The 16,030-nt window shown below is 38.2% G+C and carries 14 protein-coding genes and 3 riboswitches; of the genes, 4 read left to right on the top strand and 10 right to left on the bottom strand.

Annotated features, from left to right (window positions below; translation table 11 throughout):
• Positions 1–83: 83 nt before the first annotated feature.
• A complete protein-coding gene (locus LDB17_RS08260; RefSeq protein WP_252637903.1) occupies positions 84–491 on the bottom strand; it encodes a helix-turn-helix domain-containing protein in 408 nt (135 codons plus the stop codon).
• 245 nt (positions 492–736) lie between these two features.
• Here LDB17_RS08260 and LDB17_RS08255 point away from each other — a divergent pair, with 245 nt between their 5' ends.
• Positions 737–973, top strand: a complete 237-nt coding sequence (locus LDB17_RS08255; RefSeq protein WP_252637902.1) for a hypothetical protein — start codon at positions 737–739, stop codon at positions 971–973.
• A gap of 75 nt (positions 974–1,048) precedes the next feature.
• On the opposite strand, the gene LDB17_RS08250 is transcribed toward LDB17_RS08255, so the two are convergent.
• The 5 genes from LDB17_RS08250 to pflB all read right to left on the bottom strand — a co-directional run bounded on the left by LDB17_RS08250 (position 1,049) and on the right by pflB (position 7,836).
• The gene (locus LDB17_RS08250) at positions 1,049–1,501 is read right to left on the bottom strand and encodes an N-acetyltransferase (RefSeq protein ID WP_252637901.1); all 453 of its coding nucleotides are present in this window, start codon (positions 1,499–1,501) and stop codon (positions 1,049–1,051) included.
• 48 nt (positions 1,502–1,549) lie between these two features.
• The gene (gene nrdG, locus LDB17_RS08245; protein WP_252637900.1) at positions 1,550–2,083 is read right to left on the bottom strand and encodes an anaerobic ribonucleoside-triphosphate reductase activating protein; all 534 of its coding nucleotides are present in this window, start codon (positions 2,081–2,083) and stop codon (positions 1,550–1,552) included.
• Entirely contained in the window at positions 2,076–4,283 is a 2,208-nt protein-coding gene (locus LDB17_RS08240) for an anaerobic ribonucleoside triphosphate reductase (protein ID WP_252637899.1), read from the bottom strand. Before LDB17_RS08240 ends, nrdG begins: the two co-directional genes overlap by 8 nt.
• 116 nt (positions 4,284–4,399) lie before the next feature.
• A riboswitch (cobalamin riboswitch) is annotated at positions 4,400–4,590 on the bottom strand.
• A gap of 210 nt (positions 4,591–4,800) precedes the next feature.
• Positions 4,801–5,520: a pyruvate formate-lyase-activating protein gene (pflA, locus tag LDB17_RS08235; protein WP_252637898.1), complete on the bottom strand. Its 720-nt coding sequence runs from the start codon at positions 5,518–5,520 to the stop codon at positions 4,801–4,803.
• 84 nt (positions 5,521–5,604) lie between these two features.
• Positions 5,605–7,836 carry a formate C-acetyltransferase gene (pflB, locus tag LDB17_RS08230; RefSeq protein ID WP_252637897.1) on the bottom strand — a complete coding sequence of 744 codons (2,232 nt, stop codon included), beginning with the start codon at positions 7,834–7,836 and terminating at the stop codon, positions 5,605–5,607.
• Between the two features lie 174 nt (positions 7,837–8,010).
• Positions 8,011–8,203: riboswitch (cobalamin riboswitch) on the bottom strand.
• A 164-nt stretch (positions 8,204–8,367) separates the two neighbouring features.
• A riboswitch (cobalamin riboswitch) is annotated at positions 8,368–8,565 on the top strand.
• Between the two features lie 149 nt (positions 8,566–8,714).
• On the opposite strand from pflB, the gene LDB17_RS08225 reads away from it, so the two are divergent.
• Genes LDB17_RS08225 through LDB17_RS08215 form a run of 3 tightly spaced genes read left to right on the top strand, consistent with a single transcriptional unit; the run spans position 8,715 to position 11,833 of the window.
• Entirely contained in the window at positions 8,715–9,563 is an 849-nt protein-coding gene (locus tag LDB17_RS08225; RefSeq protein WP_252637896.1) for a threonine/serine exporter ThrE family protein, read from the top strand.
• A gap of 2 nt (positions 9,564–9,565) precedes the next feature.
• Positions 9,566–10,072 (top strand): threonine/serine exporter family protein, encoded by a 507-nt coding sequence (locus LDB17_RS08220; protein WP_006841894.1) that lies wholly within the window; start codon positions 9,566–9,568, stop codon positions 10,070–10,072.
• A 30-nt stretch (positions 10,073–10,102) separates the two neighbouring features.
• Positions 10,103–11,833, top strand: coding sequence for a phosphoenolpyruvate carboxykinase (locus LDB17_RS08215; protein ID WP_135105689.1), 1,731 nt, complete (start codon positions 10,103–10,105; stop codon positions 11,831–11,833).
• Positions 11,834–11,919: 86 nt separating this feature from the next.
• Here LDB17_RS08215 and LDB17_RS08210 read toward each other — a convergent pair whose 3' ends face one another.
• From LDB17_RS08210 to LDB17_RS08195, 4 genes are all read right to left on the bottom strand, one after another.
• Positions 11,920–13,350, bottom strand: coding sequence for a TldD/PmbA family protein (locus LDB17_RS08210; protein WP_252637895.1), 1,431 nt, complete (start codon positions 13,348–13,350; stop codon positions 11,920–11,922).
• Position 13,351: 1 nt separating this feature from the next.
• On the bottom strand, positions 13,352–14,722 hold the full coding sequence (locus tag LDB17_RS08205; protein ID WP_252637894.1) for an MATE family efflux transporter: 1,371 nt from the start codon (positions 14,720–14,722) through the stop codon (positions 13,352–13,354).
• A gap of 140 nt (positions 14,723–14,862) precedes the next feature.
• Entirely contained in the window at positions 14,863–15,636 is a 774-nt protein-coding gene (locus tag LDB17_RS08200) for a DUF2334 domain-containing protein (protein ID WP_252637893.1), read from the bottom strand.
• 95 nt (positions 15,637–15,731) lie between these two features.
• Positions 15,732–16,030: hypothetical protein (locus LDB17_RS08195; protein ID WP_393924995.1), on the bottom strand; the 299-nt coding region annotated here is incomplete at its 5' end.

The following is a 16,030-nucleotide window of genomic DNA, read 5'->3' as shown; positions in this document are numbered from 1 at the left end:
TCCCTTCTTAACTCATAAATCAAGTCTAAATCTTCAATAAATTCAATCTTTGTGTTTTTCATTTTTGTGAGCCTATCAGAATTTCACCCCTTCCTCTCTTTCAATACCTCATGCAATAAAGAAATAGCCTCCTCTTTATCCTTCAACATTCTTTCGTATAAAGCGATCTTTTCATCGTAAAGCTCAACTATTTTATCTAACGGGTTAAATGTCGGGGAGTAGTTTATAGAACCTGAATTATCATAAGCATTTACAATATTGATGGAAGCTCCTTGTTCAAGCTCAGTAATAGCCTCAACAGGAATATCCAAAACCTTAGCAATCTTCTCTAAAATATCCTGTTCGAGCTTATCCTTTTTCTCATAGCTCGAAAGAGTAGCTTGTGATACTCCTATTTGCTCTGCCAGAACATCTTGATTAATGTTTCGCCATTCTCTCCAACGGCGAACGTTTGGACCATGATTGCTCTTCTTTATGCTTGTTTCTTCCATGTCTTTCTATTTGTGAATTTGTTTATATGCAAAAATAAGCATTTAGAGCAAATAATAATTTATTTGTGAGGATAATATTTTAACAGTTAGGATATTAATATATTATTTGTTTTTCTGATATCTTATTGTCTCAATTGATAGGATATAAGACGCTGTGCCCTTTACTTTGCAATTGTGAATTATACAAACTCAAATATAGCAACCCTTACAAATACAAAAGTGCAGTAAGCCTAATGCAAACATTTATGGAAAAATTAGAAAGAGGGGATATAGATCTGGAACCGATATATACATTCTTTAAAGAAGACATTTCTCCTAAAGACTTTGCTAAACTATTGGATGAATTTTTATATAACTATGTCATTCTATTCATACAGTCTCAATCTGATGCTATAATTAGCACGCATAAAGATACTCTCGAATTTATCCACTATCTAAAAACCTTACGGGATATTGCTCCTTTGTGTGATAAAAGGCAATAAAGCGATCAAATTCCAAAATATAGGTTTGAGAGTAGAACTGTTAAGGGTGCACAGCAATCCTGATAGAGAAATCTGTCAGGATTTTTTCATTTCATTTTTTAGATAAACCATGTCTATTAGTTGCTTGCCATTTTCAAATATTTGATGGTCGTAATTGTCTATGAAAAAGTTTTTTACGGTGTGTGAATATACAAAGCCAAATTTTTTGTAAAATGACAATATAGTAGGATCGTCGCCTGTACCAACCAATAATATGTCACATTTATCTTTATAGTTGTCAATTATGTATCTCATCATTAAACTCCCGTATCCTTTCCCCTGTGCTTTTTGGTAAGTTGCAATATTTTTGATTTCGAAAGTTTTCTCGTCTTCTTGAGTAACGACACAAACGGTTTTTAGATAAGTGTCGTATAGCGCAAATAGTTCTCCTCTTTCTAAATATCTGTAGATCATGCTTTCCTGTTCATCGCCCAATAGCAGCAGATTCATAAACCGGTCTTTATCCTCTGTTATTTTTTCTATTTTCATTTTAGCAGAATGTTGCCATTAATAACAAGGCAATATTAATAAATAAGTTTAAGATTTTAAGATACTATTCTCATTGTAATGAGAACTTTTTAATATTGGGTATGAATCTTGGCGTTCATTCAAAGAAGCTCGTACATTTATGATTCTTTGATTGTTGCTGCCCCTGAATCGTAAATCTTCGCTTCGCAGTGCTTCAATATATTTGCCGTCTACCAAAACATCAATAAAAGGAAGAATCTGAGAAAGTCTATCCGATTTTAGAATGTCTTCATATAAAAAACCCGTATAGCACCAAATATTTTTGTTTGTTCCTCTTTTTATTCGTTGTGCAAGTTCTGTGAAACCTTCTACTTGAAACAGCGGGTCTCCACCCGAGAAAGTAACGTTTGCAAATTCATCTTCTTTTATTATCTCTAATAGCTGATCAATGGTGTGTGGTGTGCCATTTTCTATATCCCACGATTGTGGGTTGTGGCATCCCGGGCATCTGTGTGTACAACCGGCAGCGTAGATGGCTGTCCTGAATCCGGGGCCATCTACGGTAGTGTCATGTATAACGTTTAGTATCGATAGCTTATTCATGAATAATGCGGTCGTTTAGCTCTGCTAGTTTTGCGCTGTTCCATCGGTCTGTTGTCCCTACCAAATAACCTGTTATGCGTTGCAGGCGATCTATTTCGTTGCTACCGCATTTCGGGCATCGGGTGAGCTTTGTATCCGAATTTTCATAGCCGCATTTCAAACAACGATTACGGTTGTGATTGACTGATGCATACCCCATATTATATTTATCCATCATATCCACTACTGTCAATATAGCATCGGGGTTGTGTGTGGCATCACCGTCTATCTCTACATAAAAGATATGTCCTCCTCGAGTTAGGTCATGATAAGGAGCTTCTGTCTTTGCTTTCTGATGTGCGCTGCATTGGTAATATACGGGTACGTGATTGGAGTTGGTGTAATATTCACGATCGGTGATGCCCTTGATTAGCCCAAAGTCTTTTTTGTCTCGACGGGTAAAGCGTCCGGCGAGCCCTTCGGCAGGGGTTGCAAGTACACTGTAATTATGCTGATATTTTTCTGAGAATTCATTTACTCGATCTTTCATATAAGTTACTATCTCCAGTCCGAGTTTTTGAGCTTGCTCATCTTCTCCATGATGTTTACCTACAAGTGCAACAAGAGCTTCGGCAAGTCCTATAAAGCCAATGCCCAATGTGCCCTGATTAATTACCTTCTCTATCGTGTTTTCTTCTTTTACTTGCTCGCATCCTTCCCATAATACAGACATTAGTAATGGAAACTGTTTAGGTGCGGCAGTTTTCTGAAACTCGAAACGGCGATGCAATTGTAATGCGGTTAAGTCGAGTATCTGGTTTAGTTTGCTGTAGAAGCAATCTATTCTTTCTTTTTCATTTTCTATATTTCTGCATTCTAAGGCAATGCGTACAAGGTTGATGGTGGAGAAAGAGAGATTTCCCCGTCCGATAGATGTCTTCTTTCCAAAGCGATTTTCGAAAACCCGTGTGCGGCAACCCATTGTAGCCACTTCGTGTTCGAATCGGCGAGGATCGTCCGCTTTCCAATCTTCATGTTGGTTGAATGTCGCATCCAGATTCAAAAAGTTAGGGAAGAAACGGCGGGCACTTACCTTGCTTGCTAGTATATAAAGATCATAGTTTTTGTCATCCGGCAAATAGTTTACGCCTCGTTTCTTCTTCCATATCTGTATAGGGAAAATAGCCGTTACGCCACTTCCTACACCCTCGTATGTGCTGTGGAGCAATTCACGAATGATACAGCGACCCTCGGCAGAGGTGTCCGTTCCGTAATTGACAGAGCTGAATACGACCTGATTCCCTCCACGAGAATGGATTGTGTTCATGTTGTGAATAAAGGCCTCCATCGATTGATGAACTCTGCTCACTGTTCTGTTTATGGCATGCTGTATAATTCGTTTTTCCCCTGCTAAATCTTTGACCGAACAAGGGATATAATCTTCTATTTCTGTTTCGTACAAATGTTTGTATTCTATTCCTGTAACCTGTTCCAGAACTTTTATTTCTTCAATAAAGCTCTTACGTACAAATGGAGCCAAGTAAAAGTCAAAAGCAGGAATGGCCTGTCCGCCATGCATTTCATTTTGTGCTGTTTCCAGAGAGATACAACCTAGCATACTGGCTGTCTCGATGCGTTTTGCCGGACGAGATTCTCCATGCCCTGCAAAAAAGCCATTCTGTAATATCTTATCTAAAGGGTGTTGTACGCAAGTAAGGCTTTTGGTTGGATAATAATCTTTGTCGTGTATATGCAGATAGTTGAGGCGAACAGCTTCTTTTACCTCCGGCAATAATAAATAATCATCGACAAATGGTTTGGTGGTTTCGCTAGCAAACTTCATCATCATGCCGGCAGGTGTGTCGGCGTTCATGTTTGCATTTTCGCGCGTGATATCGTTTGATTTAGTATCTATAATTTCCAGAAACATGTCTCGCGTTTTTGCTTTGCGGGCAATGCTGCGTTTGTCACGATAGGCGATGTATTTTTTTGCCACCTCTTTGCGAGGGCTTTTCATCAACTCCATTTCTACCATGTCTTGTATCTGCTCTACTGTCATTTGCTCATTGCCCTGACAGGATACATAGTCTGTAATACGTCTTATTAGAATGGAGTCTTCTCCTTGTTCGGTGTGTAGCATGGCTTTACGAACTGCTGCCATGATTTTTTCCTCATTAAAACCGACGATACGTCCGTCTCTTTTTACAACTGTCTGAATCATATTCGTTATCGTTTATACTTTTATTGTATCAATTAAAATATAACTGACAGGAGCAGGGAAGTACACATACTTATTTGAAGTGAATATGTTGTATAATTCTGCTGCTTTTCTCCCGAAAGCTAGAATGTATATACGGCAGGTCTTCTGACTTATTTCGCAGTTGGTAACCTTCCCATCAGTATTCGTTGACAGTGGTGTGAGAGTCCAACTACCTTTCTGAAATTTACAGCTACGGGGATAGTTCAGGTCTTTCACCTGATTCCCTTTTCATCCGATTATATTCGGAACCGTATATGTTAACAAAGTTATATGATTTTACTTAATAAAAGACTTGATTGGATATTTTATTTAAGTGTTTTCTGATTTAAGTTTTCTCTATTTGTTGTTAATTGGCTTTTTATGAGTTTGTTGTAGTTTTATTATTGTTGAAAAATTTTCTAAAAATAAAATTTTATATTCCTATTGATGATCTTTTTTTGTTTTTGTAAAGAAAAATGTTTTATGAATAATATATATATCAGACCTTAAGTCCATAACTTCGGAAAATATTTTCAGCCTTCTCTATTTCCGACTGTTCGGGAGGTGCAATATCTTTAAACTTGTAGTCTTCGCCTAACTGCTCCCATTTATGTAATCCCATTTGATGAAAAGGCAAAATATCTACTCGTTGTACATTTTTATATCCAGAAACCTGTTTTGCCCAGTCATTCAGGTCTTTTTCATCGTCGGTGAAGCCCGGAACGAACACATATCTTAGCCAAACAGGTTTCTCAATTTCAGTGAGATACTGCATGAAGCGAAGTGTTGGCTCTAGTGGTTTTGCTGTGAGGTTTTTATATTTATCAGGATTGATATGTTTAATATCTAGCAGTACAAGATCTGTGTACTCTAAAACTTCCTTTACCTTATCATTTAATATATATCCTGATGTGTCTATAGCTGTATGTAAACCTTCATTCTTGCACATCTTAAATAGTTCGATAATAAACTGAGGTTGTAGCAGGGGTTCTCCTCCCGAAATGGTTATACCCCCATTGCGTATGAAGTTTTTTACCTTCTTTACTTCTTCGAAAGCCTCTTCCGGAATCAGTTCGTACTCCTTATCGTTCATATTCCATGTGTCTGGGTTATGGCAATAGAGGCAACGAAGAGGGCAGCCCTGCATAAAAAATACAAACCTTATACCCGGGCCGTCTTTAGTTCCAAAAGACTCGAAAGAATGAATTAAACCTTTCATAATTGATTTTCTTCCTAATAAGAGAAGATATTGCCCCAAAATTTAAAACACTTTTGGGGCAACCATATATGTATTAATGGGGTATCAGAATGATGTAGTAATCGTTCTGTTTATCACATCTAATTGCTGCTCTTTTGTAAGTTTTACGAAATTAACAGCATAACCTGATACACGTATTGTCAACTGAGGATATTTTTCAGGATGTTCCATCGCATCGATAAGCAGATTCCTGTCAAATACATTAACGTTGAGATGGTGACCTGTTTGTAAGAAGTAACCATCAAGAAGTCCGCTGAGGTTTTGAGCTTCTTCTTTTCTGTTTTTACCCAATGTGTTTGGCGTAATAGCGAAAGTATATGATATGCCGTCATTTGCATGAGCAAACGGAAGCTTCGCTACAGATGAAAGTGATGCTACAGCTCCTCTGGTATCACGCCCATGCATAGGGTTGGCTCCCGGAGCAAAAGGTGTTCCTCCACGTCGTCCGTCAGGGGTGTTTCCTGTTTTCTTTCCGTAAACAACGTTTGAAGTGATGGTTAACACTGATTGTGTAGGTATAGCATCTTTATACATCTTACGTTTACGGATTTTGCTCATGAACTTTTCTACTATTTCCACAGCAAACCTGTCGGTCTTGTCGTCGTTGTTTCCAAACGGAACGTAATCTTTTTCTATAATATAGTCGACTGCGTCACCTTCTTCATTTCTTACGATGCGTACTTTTCCATACTTGATAGCAGCAAAAGAGTCAGCGATAATGGATAACCCCGAAACCCCGAATGCTTGTGTCCGAACGATATCAACATCATGCAAAGCCATTTCTAAAGCTTCGTATGAATATTTATCGTGCATATAATGGATGATATTTAATGCTTTTACGTAAGTTTCGGCAACCCAATCCAAGGTGCGGTCAAATTTTTCCCAAACTTCTTCAAAGTCAAGATACTCTCCTGATACCTTTTCTACCCAGTGTTTTGGTAATACTTGCGCTTTAGTTATTTCGTCTTTACCTCCATTTATCGTATATAGCAATGCTTTAGGCAAGTTCGCTCTTGCACCGAAGAATTGCATCTGATGTCCTATTCGCATCGGTGATACACAACATGCTATGCCGTAATCATCGCCTAGTTGAGGGCGCATCAGGTCGTCATTCTCGTACTGAAGTGATGAAGTATCGATAGAAACCTTGGCGCAATAATGCTTCCAGCTTTCGGGTAAACGGTCGCTCCATAATATTGTTAGATTAGGTTCGGGTGCAGGCCCTAGGTTGTATAGTGTATGAAGCATACGGTAGCTATTTTTCGTAACCATCGACTTTCCGTTGTTTGTCATACCTCCGATCGATTCGGTTACCCATACCGGATCTCCCGAAAATAGTTCATTGTATTCATTAGTGCGAAGGAAACGGACAATACGTAGCTTCATCACAAAATGATCGATAAGCTCTTGTGCGTCTATTTCGGTTATTAAGCCTGCCTGCAAATCTCTTTCAATATAGATATCGAGGAAAGTGGTTACACGTCCGAGGCTCATTGCTGCACCGTTTTGGTCTTTGATAGCTCCCAGGTATCCAAAGTATGTCCATTGGATAGCTTCTTGGGCTGTATTCGCCGGTTGAGAAATGTCAAACCCGTACGAAGCAGCCATACGTTTCAAGGCTAGTAATGCTTCTATTTGCGAACTTAGCTCTTCCCGAAGACGAATCAGATCGTCTGTCATTACAATTGGGTCACATTCTTGGAAACGTTTTTCTCGTTCCGATATTAATCGATCTACACCGTAAAGAGCTACTCTGCGATAATCGCCGATAATACGTCCACGTCCGTAAGCATCGGGTAGGCCGGTTAACAATCCGTTACTTCTGGCTCTGCGGATGCTGTCGGTATAAGCTGCGAATACTCCTTCGTTGTGTGTGCGTCTGTATTTTGAGAATATTTCTTCTGTTCCTTTGTCGAGTTTATAACCATATTCGGCCAAACTCTGTTTCACCATACGGAGACCTCCGTTAGGGAATATTGCTCTTTTTAGCGGTTTGTCTGTTTGAACTCCTACAATTTTTTCCAGCTCTTGGTCTATATATCCGGGTCCATAAGCATCAATTTGAGAAGGTATTCGAGTCTCGGCATCATATATGCCTTTCTCTTTTTCTTCAATAAACATTGTGCTTAACTTTTCCCAAAGCTTGATTGTTGCCTCAGTAGGGTTTTGTAGAAAAGATTCGTCCCCTGTGTATTCTTTATAGTTTTGGAGTATAAAATCATTTACATTGATTTCCTCTTGCCACCGTGTGCCTTTAAAGTTTTTATATGCTTCCATTTAGTTATAAAATAAATTTCTAAGTACTCAATTTTCAGAGCTTACGTGGAATAGAATAAGAAATAAATACAGACGTATTTAAATAAATGTAACAGAATAAAAATAAAATAGAGGAGGCTTTTCCCTTTATGAAAAAGGTCCCATCCTAAATCTTCAGCTTTATTCCTCGAAAGCTTCAAACTATATGGTCTTGGCAGGTCTTCTGACTTACTTTATCTTTGAGCATCCTTCCCATTCAGTGTAAGAACAGTGGATAGAGTATTGTTCAAAGTCTTTGGAGGAGCTTACAGCAGCGGGTCTGTCCAGGATTTTCACCTGATTCCCTATTCTCCTCAATATCTGAGGCACCTTAGCGGTTGAAGAATAATGATAAAGAACTTTCGGGAGGCAAAGGTATAGGAAAAAATAATAAATAGCACATCTTTTTTATTTTTTCCTATACAAAAAGATATAAAAGAAAACAAAAAGAGAAGAGTCTCAATCAATAAGCATTTTCACATTAAATGTTTATTTTTATGCTTAAAAACATATAACTTTGTCACAGGTTTTGGTGTCATTTACTATATCCATAGAAAATGATGAAAAGGGAATCAGGTGAAAGTCCTGAGCTGTCGCGCAACTGTAATCACCGCGAAAGTTTCTATTTAAAATCCACTGTTTCGTGCAGAGATGGGAAGGAAAATAGAAATGGTGAAAGCCAGGATACCTGCCTTAAATCGGATTGACAATGCTTCGCGATAAAAGTGTTATGTCTAATAATTTCATTCATCCCTCTTGTCGGAGGAGATGTTATTATCCAGGTGTGTTCTTATTGCAGCATTGAGAAGTTCAAAAGAGCTTTTTACATTTATGTTTAATCGTAAAAAGTTTAGAAAGAAATGCGCGCAAACGTTCTTGATTATTCGCATGTTGATGATCGATGTGCAGATGTAGAAGACACAGACACACGTTCAGACAAAGAGTTGTCGTTGAAGGAATTTGTAGACATCATATTGGAGGTCAGTACCCTCTTGCTTGAATCGGGAGCCCACTGTGAAAGAATTAATAGGAATGTACAACGTATAGCACAGAAGACAAACTATAAAGTAGAAATGCTGATATCATTTACTGCTGTATCGGTATCAGTAACCAATATGGATAATGAGGAAAACATAGTAACAGCCAATAAAAAGATAATACATCATGGGGTACACTTTGGAATACTCACCAATACCAGTTTGCTGACATGGGAACTTGCCGAAGATCGGATTTCTTTGCAGGAGTTGCACCAGCGTATAAAAAGATTGAAAGATACCTCTCGTTATTCTGTTTGGCTTGTTCGTCTGTTTATTGGAATAGCTTGCGGATCGTTATGTCTGCTTGCCGGGGGGAATTTAATAGATGGGGCTTTTGCTTTTGTAGCCTCATTCGTGGGGCTTGCGGTGCGTCAGGAGATGATTAAAAGAAAGTTTAACCTGATGGTTATTGTAATCTGTTCAGCGTTTGTGACAACAACCATATCAGGATTGAATATCTTGTCGGGATTTGGTTATTTGCCTCAAACATCTATTGCTACTTCTGTATTATTCCTTATTCCGGGAGTTCCTCTGATAAATAGTATAATCGATTTGCTTGAAGGGTATATCCCTACAGGTATTGCCCGTGGAGCATTCGGTGGATTTATTCTCTTATGTATCGCTGTAGGTATGTTTATTAGTATGACAATAATAGGAATAAATAACTTTTGATTATGCTAATAGATATATTGAAAGACGCTCTTCTTAGTTTTTTTGTTGCTATAGGTTTTGCACTATTGTTCGAAACGCCAAAGAAGGGATTGTTGGTTGCCGGTTTGCTGGGAGGGCTGGGGCATGCTATTCGCTTTACGTTGTTGTATTTTGGTTTTGGCTTGATCTCCGCTACGTTGAGTGGGACTGTTGTGATAGGGCTTTTGGGTATCTATTGTGCTCATAAAATACATACTCCTCCGGTTGTATTTACATTGCCGGCTTGTATAACGATGATACCGGGTTTGTATGCCTACAAGACGATGCTGGGATGTATAAGAATATACGAAGAGGGAACGACGGGTGCAAAAACAGCATTCTTATTACACGACACGGTTTACAATTTTATATTGACATCTTCTTTACTCTTTTGTCTGGCAATCGGTATATGTATTGCCGCATTATTGTTTCGGAAAAAGAGTGTAAAGAAAATAAAGAAGATAAAAGATTTAGGGATAAAAATATTTTGATACTAATATATTAACTAATTAATAACAAAGATGCTGCAAGAATTTACATTAAACAGGGGTCGTGCTATCATCAATTTCTCTTTGAAGTATTGTGATAACAGGCAGAAAATTTTAAGTAGTTACGCGTTTCATCGGGTGGTTGAATCCTTTATTTTCAGAATAAAGAAAGATAACCAGATTATTTACGATTATTTTATTAAAGATTTCAAAACTGATGAAGAGCTCACCTTGTCTTTGATAGAGGTTATGAAGCTTTTGACTGTATGTGAAATAGATGAGCTTTTGGTAGTAAATAATAAATTTGCTCCATTCTTTAAGGATAAAGGCTTGTTTATAGAACTTATAGAAATGCTCTATAACTATTGGAGAAGGCTGGAAAGGGTTACTGTTGTTCATAACAATCGCATGGGTGATGGTCTTCAAAATGTGCGCTTTGTGCAAGCAAACCAACTTCTTAATGAGTTGATTCTATCTATCTACAGACGTACAGAAGAAACTGTAATGGGATACAGTCATAGCGTATACCGTCAGACTATCGCAGGGGCGAATGCGGGCTTGATGCTTAACGATATGCAATGGAATTGCCCGATAGAGTATAAGGGGCTTGCATCTATACCATTTATAGGAACAGTAGTTATTAATCCTCCTTATATTTCATATACAAAGAAGAATACAAGAGATGGTATTTTTCAGGAACATCAAACAAATCCTTTGGCTAATTTGATTCTGAATGAGGATGAGTGGTTTCTGTATCCTGCAAAAGTTGGTAACTTATTAGCTTTTGTCTATTTCCATAAAGATTTTATGTGTCATGGTTTAGGTCTTGCTAACTTGTTTGAGTTGGCTAAAGGCAATGATTATGTAGGAAAGAAACCTGATTTGATTTACGTATTTGGATACCCTGACGGCTATGAAGAAAAACGTACTTTCTATCATAAGGATAAGAAGAATGATATATTGATTGGTTATGCTAATTATTGCGATGATATCGACTATTTTGGCTATATGAAGAAGATGCTTCTTACGCTGCATAATATCAAGCAAATGGAAAGAGGCAATCTGCCTATTCATGGGGCTATGGTAAATATTGCTCTGAAGAATGGTAAAGAAGCAAATATTATCATAATGGGTGATAGTGGAGCCGGTAAATCTGAAAGTCTTGAAGCTTTCCGCACGCTCAACGAAAAATATATACGTCACATGCGTGTAATATTCGATGATATGGGATATTTGCAATTTGAAGCAGACGGACAGATAAAAGGATATGGTACTGAAATAGGAGCCTTTGTCCGTACCGATGACTTAGATCCTGCTTATGCTTTTGCGCAGCTGGATAGAGGTATCTACACTAACCCCGATAGAATAAATGCACGAGTAACGATTCCGATATCTACTTATGAGGTTATATCGAGAGGGTATACGATTGACTATATGCTATATGCTAATAACTATGCCGAATCGGAAACAAAGATCAGTTTCTTTGAGGATGTCGATAAAGCAATAGAGGTTTTTGAAGACGGAGCAAGAAAGGCAAAAGGAACAACAACCGAGAAAGGGCTTGTTAAGTCTTATTTTGCAAATCCTTTTGGTCCTGTGCAAGAAAGAGATAAAGCCGAAAAGCTTGTACGTAAATTCTTCTTGGCTTTAGACGAAAGTGATGCAAAAATAGGAGAGATGCATACTTCTTTGGCGATTGATGGTAAAAGCAAAGAAGGCCCACGTGAAGCGGCAGAAGAGCTTTTCAGTATTATCAATGAGTAATTTGCAATAGTTGATATTTAAAATAAAACAGGATCGATTTCTCAGAGAATTATCGATCCTGTTTTTTATGCTGTAAATTTCTGATATTATTCTCCGCCTACAGTTAGCTTGCGTACTAAAACCGAAGGTAGCCCCTGTCCTACAGGCACACTCTGTCCGTCCTTTCCACAAGTCCATGTGCCTTCATCTATTTTCAGATTATTGCCCACCATTGTAATGTCGGTGAGTACCTTGGCTCCATTGCCGATGATGTTTATATCTTTTATAGGTTGAGTAAGTTTTCCGTTCTCAATCAGATAGCCTGTTTTCACGAAAAAGGTGAAATCTCCTGCTCCGATTTGTACCTGTCCATTGGTGAAATTATCTACATATACGCCTTGTTTTACCGACGCTATAATGTCAGCTTCGGGAATACTTCCGTTTTCCATATATGTTACCCGCATACGAGGTAGGGGAGCATAGCGGAACGATTGTCTCCGTCCATTCCCTGTTGGTAATACATTGTAATGCTTGGCACTTATTCGGTCGTGGAGATAGCTTTCCAAAACTCCATTTTTCACAATATACGTTTTTTGGGTTTCCACTCCTTCATCATCAAAATTGATTGTGCCTCGGGCATTGTCTATGGTGCCGTCATCCACAACATTTATGTCGGATGAACAGATTTTTTTCCCAAGTTGATCGGAAAATATAGAGATATTCTTTCTGTTAAAATCCGCTTCGAATGTATGGCCTATCGCTTCATGTAATAAGATTCCCGAACTTCCTGCACCCATCACTACAGGCATCTCACCGCCTTTGGGTTTTATGGCTTCAAACATCAGAGAGGTTTGTGCAACGGCTTCTTTTGCTAAAGTCTCTATCAGATCATTGTTTAAATACTCAAAACCTTTTCGGTAGGCACGTGAAGCATATCCGTTTTCTATCTTGCCGCCCTGTTCCATTGTACAAGATCCAGACATAAGGCTCATTGGGCGATAATCCCATGTAAGAATCCCTTCTGAGTTAAAGAATAGAATGTAAGACGTAGAATCGTTCAGGCTTACAGAGGCTTTGATGACTCGAGTGTCTAAGTCGAAAATTCGATCATTCAATTTTTGAACAAATGACTTTTTATCGGCTACAGAGACATTGAGCCAATGCCTTTCTATTTTATAGTGATTTCTGAAATGCTTTTCTTTTATCTCTATCGGAGTTGTTCCTTTTGACGGAATAGAGGCTATTCCTGCTGCTGTTTTTGCAGCTTTCAGAAGCTCTGCTATTTGGGTATTCTCTACATAAGCATACCCTGTCTGATCTCCTGAAACAACCCGGATGCCTACGCCGAAATCTATATTCGAGGCAGCACGATTCACTTCCCCATCACGGAGTGATATGCTATTGCTGAAAGTGTGCTCAAAAAATATGTCGGCATAGTCACCTCCTTTACCAAGAGCCTCGTTTATTACCTTAAGCAGGTCATTCTCCGTTATGGAGAAATGCTGTAGGATATTTTCTTTGTTCAAATGATCTATCATATTATAATCTCTCTGCGGATTCTATTTTCTTAAATTTATTTATCTGCCATATAAACAAGGTTGCAGTTACTAAAGTTGCCGAAAAGTCAGCCGTTGGCAATGAATACCATACTCCGTTTACTCCGAAAAATTGCGGTAATATAAACAGGGCTGGCAATAATAATAGGAATTGACGGGTAAGACTCAATAGAATTGATTTTCCTGCCATACCTATACATTGGAAAAAGTTTGTAACCACAATCTGGAATCCGACTAGTGGTAACATAATTGTTACAATCCGTAAGGCTTTTGCTGTTTCGGCAGCGAGAGGAGGTGACGGATTGAACGGTTTAACTATCATGTCCGGCAACAGCATCCCTATGGCTAAACCTATACAGCCGATAGCCACACCGACTTTTATTGTATAAAACAAGGTTTCTTTAACTCTCTGTATTCTTTTGGCTCCATAATTATATCCTACAATAGGCTGCATTCCCTGAGTAAGCCCGACCATAATCATTACGATGATCATTATCAAAGTATTTGCTATGGCATAAGCTTCGATAGCAATGTTTCCTCCGTAGGTTTTCAGATTGTTATTGATAAAGAATACGACGATAGACGCTGCAACTTGTATGAAAAACGGAGACATACCTATGCTTGCCACCGCCCATACTATTTTTTTGTTTAAGCCAATATGCTTTCTACGCAAACGCAACATGCTATTTTTGTTCATGAAGTGGTACATGACAAAACATAGCCCGATAAACATCGAAATGATGGTAGCTATCGCAGCACCTTTTATTCCCCATTCGAACCAGAAAATGAAAATTGGAGCTATTATAATGTTGGCTATAACGCCGATCAGCATCGTATACATTGCTTTCTGGGGATAGCCCGAAGCACGCATCATGCTGTTGAAATTGAAGCACATGGTCAGAAATATATTACCGGGCAGGTAATAAAGTAAGAATTCTTTCGCATACGGAAATGTTTCTTTTGTGGCTCCAATTCTTAATAATATAGGATCGAGAAAAATAAATAACGTAGTAACAAGTACTCCAGTGAATAAAAGAGTCATAAGGAACGAGTTTCCTATTATCTTTTCTGCTGTTTCTTTATCACCACTACCCAAGCATATTGAAATACGGCTGGCTGAACCTGCACCTACAAGCATACCCACTGCGGCGGTAAGGTTCATTATCGGCAAAACAATACCAAGCCCGCCAATAGCATGGTCTCCCAGATTAGGCCCGTGTCCGATGTAAATACGGTCAATAATATTATACAAGGCATTCACCATAGTTCCTACTATGGCCGGCAATGCGTACTGCCAAAGAAGTTTACTTATTTTTTTGTTTTGTAATTCATCAATGTTAGCTGTTTTTGACATCTAAAAAGCATTTAACTGTTAAGGAGTGATTCCTCCCATCTTTTGAGCGTGCAAAGGTACAAAAAACACTGCCATCGGCATTGTTTTTTACATAATTAAGTATTTAACTTTGTTAATTTGAGGTTAAGCCTATCTAGCGTTTATTTGCCTTTTATTGTTTCTAGAAATTCTGAGGGGGTAACGAACTTTATATTCTCCGATTCTAAAAACTCTACTATTTTTACAAAGTTTTTCCATTGGTTTTCGTTCCAACTATTTGGATGCCCCTGTAGGTAGAAATAGTTTAAATTTTTCGATTTTTCACGATAAGCTTTAAGGAATTCATCATAATTCGGATTATGTACAGGGTATTCCATATCTAGGGTATTGGGCAATACATATCCTTTGTAGTAGACCGGAGACACAGGGCTGCCTAATGTCATTTTAATTTGAGGCAATTGAGCCAAAGCCTTGTCGGTGTTCGTGTTTGTGCTACTCCAGTGAGGTCCCCATACCTGAAGCTGAAGTCCGAGTTTTGCTTTTGCAAGACTGTCAGTCAAATGCAGAGCTTTGAGCTGTTGCTCGTAAGTGCCTTCAAATTCGCCTATTGTATCGCCTTTGGTACGGTTGTAATAACCATGATTCCAAAACTCGATGAAACCTCTTTCTGCACGATCGGTAATCCACTTGAAGTAAGCCGGATTGTCTTCGGCAAGAGAAAATCCAATTATACCAAAACCTGCTTTTATCTTTTTGTTTTCTATATAATCTGCGACACGTTGCCAGCGAGGGGAAACAACTCCTTCTGTGCCTCCTGCAGTTACATCATCTAGCTTTAAAATGACAATTTTACGGTTTTGAGAAAATGCAGTATTTGTCAATGATATGGCACAGAACAATAGAAGCAGAGAAAATAACATCTTTTTGTTGTACATTGTTTCAGGTTTATATGTGTAAAAATTAGAAAGAATAAAGAAACAAAATATAATTTTCTTTTCCTGTGTTTTGTCTCTTGATTTTTATATCCTTGTTAAATTTTGAATCGGAATGTGTTGTCTCTCAAATTTAAGTGAAAAATAAGATGTTTGTTTTCCATTATATTTCTTAACTTTGCGGGGTTATTCGTGTGCGAAAATATTATTAAAATAATAAAAATCTGAGGATAGATTAATAATGAATATATTGGAATTAAGCGAACAGGAGATAATTCGCAGACAAAGTTTAGATGAACTAAGAGCTTTGGGAATAGAACCCTATCCGCATCATCCTGAAAGCTATCTTTGATCTCTTTCGAATATGCATTTACCTCATACAATGCAGCCGGATAGG

Source organism: Dysgonomonas sp. Shenzhen-Wh21 (assembly GCF_043392705.1).
In the GTDB taxonomy this organism is placed as follows: domain Bacteria; phylum Bacteroidota; class Bacteroidia; order Bacteroidales; family Dysgonomonadaceae; genus Dysgonomonas.
This window is presented reverse-complemented; position numbering and strand designations above follow the sequence as displayed.